At 56.8% G+C, this 12,433-nt stretch carries 16 protein-coding genes; 9 read left to right on the top strand and 7 right to left on the bottom strand.

The annotated features are described in order from the left end of the window. The first annotated feature begins 11 nt into the window (after window positions 1-11). Window positions 12-428 (top strand): hypothetical protein, encoded by a 417-nt coding sequence (locus ACZ5PA_RS04520; RefSeq protein ID WP_464931083.1) that lies wholly within the window; start codon window positions 12-14, stop codon window positions 426-428. Between the two features lie 35 nt (window positions 429-463). Next, window positions 464-1,165, top strand: a complete 702-nt coding sequence (locus ACZ5PA_RS04525) for a hypothetical protein (RefSeq protein WP_464931084.1) — start codon at window positions 464-466, stop codon at window positions 1,163-1,165. On the opposite strand, the gene ACZ5PA_RS04530 is transcribed toward ACZ5PA_RS04525, so the two are convergent. Both ACZ5PA_RS04530 and ACZ5PA_RS04535 read right to left on the bottom strand, forming a co-directional pair. Then, window positions 1,143-1,463, bottom strand: coding sequence for a helix-turn-helix transcriptional regulator (locus ACZ5PA_RS04530; RefSeq protein ID WP_464931085.1), 321 nt, complete (start codon window positions 1,461-1,463; stop codon window positions 1,143-1,145). The genes ACZ5PA_RS04525 and ACZ5PA_RS04530 overlap by 23 nt on opposite strands. Continuing rightward, window positions 1,457-1,942: a hypothetical protein gene (locus ACZ5PA_RS04535; protein ID WP_464931086.1), complete on the bottom strand. Its 486-nt coding sequence runs from the start codon at window positions 1,940-1,942 to the stop codon at window positions 1,457-1,459. The genes ACZ5PA_RS04530 and ACZ5PA_RS04535 overlap by 7 nt, the downstream gene beginning before the upstream one ends. Before the next feature lie 44 nt (window positions 1,943-1,986). On the opposite strand from ACZ5PA_RS04535, the gene ACZ5PA_RS04540 reads away from it, so the two are divergent. Together ACZ5PA_RS04540 and ACZ5PA_RS04545 are read left to right on the top strand one after the other, a co-directional pair. After that, complete coding sequence (locus tag ACZ5PA_RS04540) at window positions 1,987-2,352, top strand: ASCH domain-containing protein (protein ID WP_464931087.1); 366 nt, start codon at window positions 1,987-1,989, stop codon at window positions 2,350-2,352. Then, entirely contained in the window at window positions 2,349-3,374 is a 1,026-nt protein-coding gene (locus ACZ5PA_RS04545) for a M24 family metallopeptidase (RefSeq protein WP_464931088.1), read from the top strand. The genes ACZ5PA_RS04540 and ACZ5PA_RS04545 overlap by 4 nt, the downstream gene beginning before the upstream one ends. On the opposite strand, the gene ACZ5PA_RS04550 is transcribed toward ACZ5PA_RS04545, so the two are convergent. Further along, window positions 3,371-4,231: a class I SAM-dependent methyltransferase gene (locus ACZ5PA_RS04550; RefSeq protein WP_464931089.1), complete on the bottom strand. Its 861-nt coding sequence runs from the start codon at window positions 4,229-4,231 to the stop codon at window positions 3,371-3,373. The two genes, ACZ5PA_RS04545 and ACZ5PA_RS04550, sit on opposite strands and share 4 nt — an antisense overlap. A 49-nt stretch (window positions 4,232-4,280) precedes the next feature. Between ACZ5PA_RS04550 and ACZ5PA_RS04555 the strand changes: the two genes are divergently transcribed. Beyond that, complete coding sequence (locus ACZ5PA_RS04555; protein ID WP_464931090.1) at window positions 4,281-4,577, top strand: hypothetical protein; 297 nt, start codon at window positions 4,281-4,283, stop codon at window positions 4,575-4,577. Here ACZ5PA_RS04555 and ACZ5PA_RS04560 read toward each other — a convergent pair. Further along, a complete protein-coding gene (locus ACZ5PA_RS04560; protein ID WP_464931091.1) occupies window positions 4,569-5,996 on the bottom strand; it encodes an HD domain-containing protein in 1,428 nt (475 codons plus the stop codon). The two genes, ACZ5PA_RS04555 and ACZ5PA_RS04560, sit on opposite strands and share 9 nt — an antisense overlap. Window positions 5,997-6,089: 93 nt before the next feature. On the opposite strand from ACZ5PA_RS04560, the gene ACZ5PA_RS04565 reads away from it, so the two are divergent. Continuing rightward, entirely contained in the window at window positions 6,090-7,163 is a 1,074-nt protein-coding gene (locus ACZ5PA_RS04565; RefSeq protein WP_464931092.1) for a geranylgeranyl reductase family protein, read from the top strand. A 190-nt stretch (window positions 7,164-7,353) separates the two neighbouring features. After that, the gene (locus ACZ5PA_RS04570; RefSeq protein ID WP_464931093.1) at window positions 7,354-7,941 is read left to right on the top strand and encodes a hypothetical protein; all 588 of its coding nucleotides are present in this window, start codon (window positions 7,354-7,356) and stop codon (window positions 7,939-7,941) included. A 10-nt stretch (window positions 7,942-7,951) separates the two neighbouring features. On the opposite strand, the gene ACZ5PA_RS04575 is transcribed toward ACZ5PA_RS04570, so the two are convergent. Together ACZ5PA_RS04575 and ACZ5PA_RS04580 are read right to left on the bottom strand one after the other, a co-directional pair. Continuing rightward, a complete protein-coding gene (locus ACZ5PA_RS04575; protein ID WP_464931094.1) occupies window positions 7,952-8,683 on the bottom strand; it encodes a zinc ribbon domain-containing protein in 732 nt (243 codons plus the stop codon). Between the two features lie 28 nt (window positions 8,684-8,711). Beyond that, window positions 8,712-9,467, bottom strand: a complete 756-nt coding sequence (locus tag ACZ5PA_RS04580; RefSeq protein WP_464931095.1) for an RAD55 family ATPase — start codon at window positions 9,465-9,467, stop codon at window positions 8,712-8,714. A gap of 47 nt (window positions 9,468-9,514) precedes the next feature. Here ACZ5PA_RS04580 and ACZ5PA_RS04585 point away from each other — a divergent pair, with 47 nt between their 5' ends. Next, the gene (locus tag ACZ5PA_RS04585) at window positions 9,515-10,504 is read left to right on the top strand and encodes an SPL family radical SAM protein (RefSeq protein WP_464931096.1); all 990 of its coding nucleotides are present in this window, start codon (window positions 9,515-9,517) and stop codon (window positions 10,502-10,504) included. A 196-nt stretch (window positions 10,505-10,700) separates the two neighbouring features. Here ACZ5PA_RS04585 and ACZ5PA_RS04590 read toward each other — a convergent pair whose 3' ends face one another. Then, complete coding sequence (locus ACZ5PA_RS04590) at window positions 10,701-11,606, bottom strand: SDR family oxidoreductase (protein WP_464931097.1); 906 nt, start codon at window positions 11,604-11,606, stop codon at window positions 10,701-10,703. Window positions 11,607-11,629: 23 nt separating this feature from the next. Between ACZ5PA_RS04590 and ACZ5PA_RS04595 the strand changes: the two genes are divergently transcribed. After that, the gene (locus ACZ5PA_RS04595; RefSeq protein WP_464931098.1) at window positions 11,630-12,331 is read left to right on the top strand and encodes a hypothetical protein; all 702 of its coding nucleotides are present in this window, start codon (window positions 11,630-11,632) and stop codon (window positions 12,329-12,331) included. The last annotated feature ends 102 nt before the right edge of the window (window positions 12,332-12,433 follow it).

Consider the following 12,433-nt stretch of genomic DNA (forward strand, 5'->3'; position numbering starts at 1 on the left):
TTAAGGAGACCATGGAGAAGATCACCATATCGGCGTTAATCGAGAGGGTTAAGGCCGGCGAGAGTTTAGAGGTCAGCGGCTATGAGGGCGAGCACGCCCTCGTGGATAAAGTCAAAGGCGTCGTGAAGGGCGATATCCCCCCTGAGGAGCTCTCCGATCTCAAAAAGAGGAGGCCGCGCGGAGGGCCCACGAAAAAACAGCTCGAGATGGCCGGGGAGCTGGCGAAGAGGCTTGCTGAGAACAAGATAGACTTCAAGGTGGTTTTCGGGCCAAGGGAGGCCACAATAAGGGTGGGGAAAGGGTTCATAAGGCTTGTCGAGGATGTCAAGATAGCTGGTTTCTCCTCCCTCGAGGAACACCCTCTACCTCTGTTGCTCGACGAGTTGAGGAAATACGGCGAGGTCAAACTGTTGAGGCCTTTGAAGTAACTATAGGCATTAAATTAAGGGGACAGTTCGAATAAGTGTTGCCGTCTTATTTAATAACCGATGTGTTCCCCATACTTCCAATCGAGAGGGATCTCTGCGTCGAGTACGCCAGAGGTGGGCCCCTCGTCAGGCGAGTCTGTCGGGAGGAACCGAGCTACTTGGTCGTGGAGCCCTATATGGGAGTTCGCCGCGCGGATAAACCGGCTAGTCCCTATAAGCTGGACGGCTCCGAGGTGTTCGAGTTCTATATGGTGGACGGCTTCAGCTTAAAGCGGTATAGGGTGGTTGTGAGGGACAACAAGGCCTCCCTACGCCGCCTACACGAAATAGATCTATTCGCTGGATTCGTGAAGGTCGGCGAGTATAAGCCGGTCGAGAAGGCCTTCGAGAACTACGTCAGAGGCTATATCTCGAGCTGCGTGTTCGGATGCCTCGCGTCCTTGGCCCTCGCGGGCCTCCTTGATGCCGAGAAGTTCGCGGCTGGACTCGCGCGCAAGAACGGGGTATACTACGCCCCTGGATTGGCCCTATATATAGAGAACAAGGGCAGATCCAGCGCCGTGATAGAGGTAGCGGCCTCAACCCCTAAAAGCGATATCTTTAGGCGTATAGTCATGGACGTGTTCGAGGAGGCGCGCGGCATACACTGGGCTTATATGGGCAAGTTGATCGCGTCGTCGCCCTCGTTATTCCTCGACGTGTTTATGCCGAAGGCTAAGAGGGAGACGCCTCCTTGAGGGTCACGATATTGGCCTTGCCCTGCCGCTTTATCTCGACGAGGCCCCTCTCGGCCAGCCTTCTGAGGGCCTTATGGACGGTGCTCTTGGGCAGCTCCAGATCTCTCACTATATCGCCTTGATAGGCCACGCCGCCGCGGCCTCTGAGGTATTGGAGTACTTGCGAGTCCACGTCGTAGGCCTCGTCGAAGCCGCCGCGCGCCGAGTCCCTCAACGCCCTCAATATCCGTCTACGCCCCGCATACGCCGATAGGGCCAATACGGCGATCTCGAGCAAGAGGAGCAGATAGCCTAGCATGAGCCGGCCTCTTGAGCCAACGAGTCCGCCAAGATCAACGCGTCTACCAAGCCCTTGATCCGCCCCTCCCCCTCAACGCCTATCTTAAACGAGCGGGCCTCCACGCCGTACCGCCTCAACAAGTCGCCGCAATCCGCCGTGGAGAACACCCTCAATAGGCCGCGCGCGCAATCGCACTCCAAGACCATCACGTGGTCGCGCAGAGTGACTATCTTGCGCATTTTAGAGAGCGATCTGTCGGCTATCCAGCCGTCTCCGAGGAGGGCCTCTAGCAGATCTATCCTCAAGTCGCTCGGCATGGCGGAGCACAGAGATTTCAAGGAGTCCTCGACCCCCTCTATATAGGGAGTGGCCCTAATGCGCCCTCCGCCCTCCTCGATGCGTTCTGCCAGACCTCTGAGGGATAGATAGGCGATGGCCCTCTCCAGCTCGGGCGCCTCGAAGATCAACGCGTCGCCGTCTCTATATATCGTACACACAACGCGCGGCGTATCGATAAATATAAAGGTTTTATCGCATTATTGTGAGGGGCAGCTTGGGCCTCACGATAAGCTTCAAGGAGAAGTACCTCGGAAAAGTGCTGGAGGGGAGGAAACGGGTGACGATAAGGCTGGGGATCTTGAGACCTCGCTTCCAGCTGGTCTATATAGCATGTTGCGGCATGTTGTACGGGGAGGCCGTGATAACCAAGATAGAATACGTGAGGCTGAAGGACTTGGGCAAGGACGTGTTGGAGGAGGAGGGCTTCAAGGACTTAGACGAAGCCCTTGCCGAGCTCAAGACGATATACCCCAAGATAGGCCTCGACGACGTGGTCTCCGTGATAAGGTTCTCGTTAGTTAGACGTTACGAGAGGCCTATATCTATAAACGCGATCAAAAGTACATGAGGCGTCTCGTTGAGGCCTTCAAGGAATACGACTACCTCGTGTTGACTAAGCCCGGTAATCTGGCCTACGCGGCTGGCTTTCCCGACGGCTTAGCGCTCGTCGTTGATATAAAAACCGGGGCGACTGAGCTCTACGTCTCGCGTTTGGATTACAAGAGGGCCATCGCCGTAGCCCAAGCCGATAAGGTAATCGGCTTCGCCACTGCGGAGATCCCGCCGAGGAGTCCCGACGAGGCGCTCGTGGTGGCCAAGAGCTTATCGGAGAAGCTCAAGGAAGCGCTCAGAGGCCGTATCGCCTCGGACAATAAGGAGCTCGGAGAGGACGTGTCCAACAAAATACTGGAGGTAAGAGCCGTCAAGGCGGAGGAGGAGGTCGAAAAGATGCGGAGAGCCTTGGAGATAACCGAGGGGGCATTGCCGTCGCTCGGCCGCTTGGAGGGCCGCACCGAACGCGAGGTTGCGTCCGAGATATACAAGCTCATGATCCAGCTGGGCTCAGACGGCGTGGCGTTTGAGCCCATAGTGGGGTCCGGCCCCCATTCCGCTTGGCCGCACTATACCTACGGAGATAGGCGTATAACATACGGCGACGTCGTGGTGGTAGACGTAGGCGCCAAGTACAAGCTCTACTGCGCCGATATGACGAGGACTTTCTCCATCGGCGAGATACCTCAACGTCTCAAAGACGCCGTATATGCGGTGTACGAGGCGGTCAAGGCGGCCGAGAAGGCGGTCAAGGCCGGGGTCCCCGCTAAGGAGGTGGACCTCGCCGCGAGGAGGACGCTCGAGGAGTACGGATACGGCAACTACTTCATACACTCGACAGGCCACGGCGTCGGCGTAGAGGTCCACGAGCCTCCGAGAGTGTCCGCGACCTCGGAGGACGTATTGAGGGAGGGCATGGTGATAACCATAGAGCCCGGCGTGTATATACCCCGCGTGGGCGGAGTCCGCATAGAGAACATGGTCTACGTCTCCTCGTCGGGCCCTGTCGTGTTGAACAGACTGCCCTATTTGCCCTAGCGCCTCACGGCATATACGCCGAATCCCTTCTCGACCCTCTTGACGATAAAGCCGGAGGCCCTCAACCTCTCCGCTACGCCGCGCCCGACAGACAATCCTCTGTACTTGGAGCCCGTAGCGCCGGTATAATGAAACAAGCCCCCTCCTCTTCTCAAGACTCTGGCGTATTCCCTATACAGCGACTCGGAATATAGCGCTTGCGTCGCATAGCTGAGCCTAGGCGGATCGTGTAAGATGTAGTCAAACGACGTAGTCCTCAACGACTGGACGAAGCGCGTTATGTCGTCGATCACGATGTCTATTCTCTCGCTGAAGAGGCCTCTGCTGTAGGGGTTATAAGACGCCAACGCCAACACGTTGGGGTCGACCTCCACCGTGACCACGTGGCGAGCCCCCTTGTTCACGGCCTCTATAGCCGTATATCCCAAGCCCGTGCAACAATCCAACACCCTCCCCCTCGCGCTCCGCACCTTGCGCCTAGTCACGGCCAACGGATCCTCCAAAACTCTGTGCATGGTTATGCCGTCTATCATCAAAGTGGGCGCCCAACCCCTCTCGAACACGCACAACTTGTAGAAGCGGGACATCGCTATCGACAGCTCCCTCCAAGCGCCGTCGACAAAGGCGTAGACCTCGCAACTATCCCTATAGATTTCGGGAAGCTCGTCCAAGACTATCTCGTAGATCTCGGGGCCGTATTTAAACCGGGCCGTGCGCCCGGAATACGCGACATCGGATCTGCTGATCTCCAAGTCAAAGGAGACCTTGGGCTCGCCGCGAAGCAGATCTTCTATCTGCCAACGCGACAACACGGGCACCGCCGCGAACTGCTTACTTTCGAGACGCCCTCTCTCCACTCGGCTTTTTTACCTAAGGACGTTATATATAGAACTGCTCATTATCCACATGTACGCCCAGTCGGTCCGCTATAGCCCCGTGGGGGAGTACATCAGGCTAGTCGTGTTGCAACGGCTCGCTGAAGGGCCCGCCAAGGTCGAGGAACTGAACGAGCTAGCCAAGGAGGCCGTCGAAAGGGCAGGCGTTAGATACGACTGGAGGATCTGGCCGGAGCTGGTGAAGCGCGAGGTCGCGATCAAGGACGGCGTGGCCGAGCTGACGGCCGAGGGCAGATGGCTTCTCGAGAAGACCAAGGACATCGTCGTGGACTACGTGAGGAGGACTCTGGGCGTGTCCCTAAGCTGATATCCTCCTCACGGCTAAGTCCATAAGCGGCTCCAATACAGATTTAAGGCCCATCACCGTGCGTTCGCCGCATTTTTCCACCACGCTTTTCCTCACGTATATAAATATATGGGGTGCCCTCCTCCAGGCCTCGTTGACGGCCTCCGCTAACGGGGATATCCTGGAGAGGGGCAACGGGCCCATGGACGTGGAAATGTACAGGTCCTCCGCGTAGGGATCGAAGCTGACATAGGAGAGTATCAAGTCGTCGGGCGATAGTCTACACTCGGCGACCTCGGCGAGCTCCACGTTTAGGCGCTCTACTAACCTCTTCTTCAGCTCGTCCATGACGGCCCAGTGCAGGGGCCCGAGCTTGTCCACCATCTCGTTGACGCGAGCCGGGTCCTTGAACACCTCGATGAAGTCCTTTTCCCTCTTCCATAAAGTTACGTAATCCGGTGGCTTCCGGGACAGCAGATCCCGGAACCTTTCGTCCCTCGCCATTACCGACACGAAGTAGTCGTCGGTGGCCTTCCACACGTTGTGCTCGTCCGCTTGCCCCGCCGCGAATTTAGCTAATTCGCACAGGTATTCGCAGATTATTCCGTCGCCTAAGCCCTCGGCGCATTTCGAGATGTTGTCGGCGAGTATCCTCCGCGCTATCTCGGTGAATAACACGGTCTTATGGTGCAGGTATACATGTCTGTAGAGGTTGTAACGCGTTATGAGGTAGCCCTCCAAGTTCACCCTAGCCTTCTCGTTGAACTGGAACTTCCCCTCGACGATCTCTAAGTTCTCCACAATGCGCTCGAGGTCCACGTGCGTGAGGTTTGTGCCGACGGCCGCCCCCGTGAAGAACATGTCGCGCATGACGTAATCAAGCCTATCCGCATCGAAGGAGCCCGAGAGGATGTTGCTGAACAACTTAAGCTTCCCGTCCCTCTCGAAAAGAAGCGATTTAATGACGCCGGGGCCGTAGCCCAGCTCCGATAATTTTAACGACAGCCTATCTATCAACAGTCTAGTCGTCACCTCGTGGGGCTTCCCCCTATCGAAGAGGGATAGATCCACGTCGAGGCATTTCCTCCTCAAGGCCATGTGTATCAACTCCCTCAAGAGCGGCTCGAACGAGTGGGAGAAGGGCATATGGCCCAAGTCGTGGAGCAGGGCGGCGACCCTTAGGTGTTTTAAGAGCTGCTCATCGATTTCGCCCAGCTGTTGCATGACGCGCTCTCCGATGAGGGTGGCGATATGCATGACGCCGAGGCTGTGGTCGAAACGCGTGTGGGTGGCCGTGGGGTACACCAAATATACAAAGCCCAGCTGTTTGACGTATCTGAGCCTCTGGACGAGGGGCTCGCCGTCTATGAGCCTCACCTCCTCCTCGGTCAATTTTATAAAGCCGTGGACGGGGTCTCTGACCGCCTTCTTGTATTGCACTGAGGTAAAGCGTTGAACTCCGTCATAAAAAACTACTGTTGGCAAAGCTCAGCGGACCACGGCGTTTATTTAATAAACCTCGATCAATGAGGCGTGCGAATAGCCGTTGTGGGGGCGGGGCCTGCCGGGCTGGCGCTGGCATCGAGAATAGACGCCGAGGTGTTCGAGGAACATTGGGAGGTCGGCTTGCCGAGGCACTGCACTAGCCTCGTCAGCGGGAAGTCCGCCGAGAATCTCGGAGTGCCGAGAGGGGTCGTGTTGAACAAATACGACTGGCTGGTCGCCACGGACCTAGAGGGGCACTACGTATACTTCCGCGTGAAGGGCGGCGTGTATCTGCTCGATAGACCTGGCCTAGAGCAGAGGCTAGCAGAGCGGGTCCCCTCGCTTAGATTGGGGGAAAGGGTCGAGGCAATAAGAGGCCGGTTCCTTCTCACATCGGCAGGCGCCCGCGGGCCCTATGACGTGATAGTGTTGGCCGAGGGCGCTGTCAGGAAGTTCTCGAGGACGTACGGACACATCGTTAGGCTGCCCGGCCTTCAAATCGACATGAGGGGCGATATAGGATTAGAGGGTATAACTGTTGTGTATAACAAGAAGTTATCGAGGTCGTACTTCTCTTGGATCGTAGAGCTAGACAAAGGCATCTACAGAGTAGGGCTCGCGGATACTTGTTGCGTCGTGGAGAGGCTGAGGAAGCTGGTCAAGCTCGTCCGCGGCGAGCCTATAGGTAAGCCCTTCGGCGGAGGTGTCCTCGCAGGTCCGCCCGTGAGGAGGCTAGTGCATGGGCGTATAGCGTTAGTAGGAGACGCAGCGGGTCTCACCAAGCCTTTAAGCGGAGGCGGCATAATATTCGCCTTGAAGAGCGGCGTGGAGCTCGGCGATGCCCTAAGGCTAGGGCGGCCGTCTCTCTACGATGAGAGGATGCGCGGAGTTCTGCTCAAGCTCGCGGCGGCCCGTCTGGCGTATAAGCTCATGTACGAGAAGGGCTTTGTCCACGAGGCCTTGAAGATCCTCGACAAGTCCGAGTTCTTAGCCGTAGACTACGACGACCACGTGAAGACCTTGACCGTTGCCTTATTGACGACGCCTCGGGCGCCCATCGCGCTCGCCAAGGCGTTGAGCTCGTTCTTGAGATCCGGGAGTAACAGCCGCCTTGAGGATTAGGGCTTGCGGAGCGCCGCGTGTAGATCTCGCTAAAAAATGAGCGAGAAAAATTTGCGCTTTTACCACTCCTCCTCCTCTTCCCACTCCTCCTCGAATTCCTCCCAAAGCTCCTCTTCCTCCTCCCACTCCTCCTCTCGCGGCATAGGTCTGGCTGTGGAGGGGTATATAAAGATGCGCTCTATCTAGCCAGTTGGATGCGCCTATCGCACTCAAAAAGGCCTATATAGAGGGCGTTGCGCAACGGAGAGTCCGTTATACACTTGTATATAACAAGCCAGCGACGCTTAGAGAACTCGTCGAGCGCGCGTCGCGCTTCGCGAGGTCCATAGCCGTCGAGTGGAGGGCCTCGATATGCGACGCAGAGCTCCCCAGTTTGGTGGTGTTGGCGATCGACTGGTTCGGCGGAACGCTACTCGCCGATCTCTCCATCTGTTTTCCTATATCATATCCCTTGAAGGCGCTGGATAAGCTCTTGGACGCTCCTTTTAACAAGATATCAATATGTCTAGAGCCCATGGCACCTATTGGTCGCGTAGAGGGCTATTCGGTCGTCAAGACGCCGACGGTGAGAGGTTTCGGAAGGATATCGTTGAAGGGCGACGTAGCTGTTGTTAAGATGAAAGGACTTTACTTCTTCGCCAAGGCGGACGCAGAGCCCGATCCAATAGGCGGCGTGGCGTTGAGGATCGCCGCACAGAACTGCGCCGGAGTTGATCCGCTTCGGGGCATCCTAGAGGCCAGAGATATCTTGAAACGCCGCCGCGTTCGCCGGGGCTAGCCGAAGCGGTTCAGACGTCGGGGTAGGAGAGCGTGAAGACCTCTCTGAGCTCCGCCAGTTGTTCCATCCTCCCCAGCCTCCTGATGATATTCCTCGCGAGAGTCCACGCCGCGTTGACGTCTCTGTTCAGCTGGACTTTGCACCTGGGACAATACACCAAGCGGCCTCTCTTGACCATCCTGTCGCCGCACACAGGGCAGACGTCTGAGAGCATAGTGGTGTGCAGCTCTACGAAGTGCTCCTTGCTCAGCGCCAAAAGCTCCCTCAAAGTCTTCTCGTACTGCGGCATCATGGGTATATCGACTATGGCTATGTTGACTCCTCTTTTCGGCACGAAGACCTCTCCCAAGCTGGAGGCCACGCCTTTGGCCAACAACTCAGTATATCCGCCGAGTCTGAAGACTCTGTAGACGATCCCGCCCTCGTTTACGTCCATGGCGTATATTATGAGGGGCTTTCCCTCTACTAGCTCCTTCAAGCCCAACTTCTCGTCGCTCCTAACGAGTCTCACTATGGCCCTATCCCCTTTCACGTACACCTCGGCCTTGGTCAAGCCCAGCTGAGAAATATCTGTATACGTCAACCGCCACGATTTATACATACAAAGAGGGATTTCGTTCGAATATAAGGTCACAATGGATTCGAGCACCTTCACGGGGCCTCCTAGATCGACCACCGCGTAGTCGCCTCCTATGGCCTCCTTGGCCTTCTCCGGATCGCACCTCAAGCTGTAGGTGAGCACTGCGACATCTGAGCACTTAAAAAAAGGATTAAGCGCCGAGCCGTATCCCCAGCTCTGCCGCCTTTTTGTTCAAGTCGCGCAACAGCGACTTCACGTCGATCTCCACGATCTTGACGTCCACTATATCTATATGCATCCAGTCGTGGGACACGCGGAGCCCCTTAGCTCTCGCGATCCTAATTCTTCTGATGAAGAGGCCCATCTGTTCCAAATCGGGATCTACCTCAGCTTGGATTATGAAATCCGCCAAATGCTCGGCGAGGGCCAAGGTATTCTTGACGTCCTCGACGTCTGTGTGGACGACTCCCGCCACCACAGACCCCGTGTATTTCGCGAATATCTTCAAGCCTCTGAAGAGCTCGAAGACGTTTGAGGACCTCAAGATGATCTCGTTGAGGGAATCCACTACTAGGACTCCTCCCCTTAAGTCGTCGACGAGTTCGGCCAACTTGTCGAGGACGGCCCTCGTGTCGAGCACGTCTAGCTTGGCCTTGCCCCAGCCCTTCATCTTGTTGAGCTTATCCGTCGGCGCGTAGAAGCCGTCGATTATTATAGCAGAGGAGGGATCGACGCCTCTCCGCCTCAACGTCTCCGCAACGTCTTCCGGAAGCGCGTCGATGGCCATCACGGCCGCCGGCGCCTTGGATCTCATCGCCGAGACCACGAGGCAATAGGCCAAGAAGGTCTTCCCGACCCCCAAAGGCCCCTCTATGAGCACCAAGTACCCCGGCGGCAAGCCATCCGGCGGAAGTTGCTCGTCTATAGGGCCTATGCCGGTCTTCATGGCGTATAGGCCGTAGCCGTTAAATACATTAATCGCAATCAGCCTCCGTGTCAGTCATACGACCGTTCGATCCTTGGCGCAATCCGCTTTGTCCTTGTCCGCCCAAATACGGCCTCAACCCCTATACCGGATGCGGCCATCAATGCACCTACTGCTACATCACGGGCTATATCGCCAAGGCCTTCTCGCCGAGGCCTAAGGAGGATCTCCTAGAGCGGATAAAGAGGGATTTGAGGAGGATCCCGAAGGGCCTCGTCATCTCGTTGTCCAATTCGTCCGACCCCTACACGCCGCCCGAGGCGGAGCTGGGCTTGACCAGGAAGGCCCTCTCCTTGTTGCTCGAGGCGGGTTATAGGGTCTTAATCGTGACTAAATCGCCCTTAGTGTTGAGAGACCTCGATATTTTGGCCAAACATCCCGGCAAGGCGGTCGTCCAGATCACGGTAACCACGCTGGACGACGCGGTGGTCGAGAGGCTAGAGCCGAGGGCGCCTAGGCCGTCCGCCAGAATCGCCGCTGTTAAGAAATTGGCCGACGCAGGCATCCCCGTCGGCGTTAGGCTAGACCCAATTGTGCCGTACGTTAACGATTCGGCCGAATCGCTTTCAGCCGTCGTGAATGCAGCGGCCGACGCGGGCGCGAGGCAGTTGGTCGCCAGCACCTATAAGGCCAAGCCGGATAATTTCGCCAGGCTGGCGAGGGCCTTTCCTGAAGTGGCCGAAAGGCTGAAGGAGCTCTACTGGATCCGCGGCGCGTTCATCCACGGCCAACGGTACGCCCCGGCCGAGTACAGGAGGCGCGTTCTAGAGCTCGTGAAAAAGATGGCGGAGGCCAGAGGGCTACAGTTCGATATATGCCGCGAGGAGTTCTTCGAGCTCAACACGCCGGGCACATATTGCGACGGGAGCCATATGCTTTGCCCCCCACCCCTCATCTTAGTCGGCCAACGGCCTCATCCTCGGGGCATTCACGGCTTGCCGGGCGGGGAGCGAGGCCCAGCCCCGCGCGGCGAGCGGGACGCCTTTCGCACTTCATAAGCCCTAGTGTAGCGGAGGTTTAAATTTATTAACCTACCTATTTCTCTAATTTTGTTAGTTTCTGAATTAGGATATGTAAAACGCAAATACGTCGTTCTTGTGCAGATCCCACAAACTAGCGCGGAGGGAGGAAGCGAGTTGATCAGTTTAAGCCGTCGTTGCGAGGGGACTCATGAGGTGCGAAAGGCGCCCGTGGCTAGGCTGATCTTCGTCGCGTAATATCAGCGAACGCCTTCTTCGCCCTCGGCCCTAGATCCTCCCAGTGTTCTAGTATGGCCTTAATATCGGCCGCGAACTCACCGTCGGTCAACATTGCAATGGCCTCGGACAAGACCGCCGAATCTAGGTATATCATCTTGACGGTCATGCCGCCGTCTATGGTGAAATTAACGCCGGTTATCCAGGAGGCCTCATCCGACGCGAGGAACGCCACGAGGTTCGCCGCGTCCATTGGATCGCCGACTCTGCCGGCTGGGTGTTGGCCGTGGTCGAGCTCCGTTAAGCGGGATTCCCTAGGCGGGATCTGCCACGAGCTCGTGTCTATCCATCCTGGCGATACGGAAACGATTCTGATCTTGTACTTGGCCAAGGTTATTGCGAGCGAGTGCGTTAGCGCTATAAGGCCGCCTTTAGATGCCGAATACGGCACAGTGTTGGGCTCCGACTGGAAGGCGCGGGTGGACGCTATGTTCACTATTACGCCGCCTCCTCTCTTGGCCATGATTTTTGCGGCGTACTTGGAGCACAAGTAAGGGCCTGTTAAGTTCGTATCTATCACCCTATACCAATCCTCGAGCGACTCCTCGAAGAAGTCCTTGAAGTTGCCTATGCCTGCGTTGTTTACCAATATGTCGACGCCGCCGTATTTCCTCTCCACCATGTCGAAGAACTGCGCGACGTCCGCCTCCTCGGACACATCTCCGTGGACGAAGAGCGCGTCTATTCCCCTCTCCTTGAGCCATCTCTCCCTATATTCGCCGCCCTTCTTATTGATGTCGAATATGGCGACTTTAGCGCCTTCTACTCCTAGCTTGTAGGCTATGGCGGCGCCAATGCCCCTAGCGCCGCCCGTCACTGCCGCTATCTTCCCTTGAAGCCTCATAAACTACCGTGTTCTTTAAGATTATGACCTCGTTGTTCCTCGGCGTTGAGGCCGTTCTGAGGTCGTGGCATACGCCTCACTGGCTTTTCCTCGCCACCTTTGCGATACAGAGCATACCCTTTAATCCAATTCCCAACTATCTGCCCATAGCCTTATATGTTGTAAAAAACGCGAAGGAACCCCTAGGCCTTACCTCGGCCGTGCTTCTGTCCGCCCTCGGCGCTGTGTTGGGGAAGCTCGTGGTGTTGAAGTTCGGAGATCTTCTGAAGAGGCTTATGCCTAGGCGGAGTAGAGAGGCCTTTAAGGAATTGCTTGAAATGGTGCCCGAGGATAAACTGGACCTCGCCGTATTCGTGGTAGCAGTTTCCCCCTTACCCGATGACGAAGTGTACTTGTTGCTGAGAGCCGGCGATTACAGCGCTAAGAGGTTGTTGTTTTTGCTTTTGCCGGCTAAGCTCGTATGGGCGTTGGTACACGTAGTATACGCCCTCGCGACGTATAGGGCCGTCGAGTTCATAGCTGGCGACGCGGCCTTCTGGGCCTATATGGCCTTCATATCGGCTCTAACCTTCGCGTCGACAGTCGTAGCCCTGCGCCTCGACTGGGCCTCCGTGCTCGATGCGTATAAAACAGGCGGGATCAAGTCGGCAGTCGCTATGGCGTTAAGGAGCGCCGTCGCTCTGCGGCGGGGTGGCAGAGGCCTTAGAGGAGGCCCGCGGCGATAGGCCGCTGAGGCTAAGGCCTTCGCACGACGTTCTACGGAATCGTTGTGGGCCCCCTGGAGGAGGCCCGTTCACAGAGGCGGCGCCCGCCTCTCGGGGTCTCAC

The sequence above is a fragment of the Thermoproteus thermophilus genome, assembly GCF_055392855.1.

Bases quoted from the DNA above. Each gene is read 5' to 3' on its own strand.
- ACZ5PA_RS04580 (WP_464931095.1), bottom strand. From the start codon at position 9,467: ATGAAGACCGGCATAGGCCCTATAGACGAGCAACTTCCGCCGGATGGC.
- ACZ5PA_RS04590 (WP_464931097.1), bottom strand. From the start codon at position 11,606: ATGAGGCTTCAAGGGAAGATAGCGGCAGTGACGGGCGGCGCTAGGGGC.
- ACZ5PA_RS04595 (WP_464931098.1), top strand. From the start codon at position 11,630: ATGACCTCGTTGTTCCTCGGCGTTGAGGCCGTTCTGAGGTCGTGGCAT.
- ACZ5PA_RS04520 (WP_464931083.1), top strand. From the start codon at position 12: ATGGAGAAGATCACCATATCGGCGTTAATCGAGAGGGTTAAGGCCGGC.
- ACZ5PA_RS04555 (WP_464931090.1), top strand. From the start codon at position 4,281: ATGTACGCCCAGTCGGTCCGCTATAGCCCCGTGGGGGAGTACATCAGG.
- ACZ5PA_RS04545 (WP_464931088.1), top strand. From the start codon at position 2,349: ATGAGGCGTCTCGTTGAGGCCTTCAAGGAATACGACTACCTCGTGTTG.
- ACZ5PA_RS04530 (WP_464931085.1), bottom strand. From the start codon at position 1,463: ATGCTAGGCTATCTGCTCCTCTTGCTCGAGATCGCCGTATTGGCCCTA.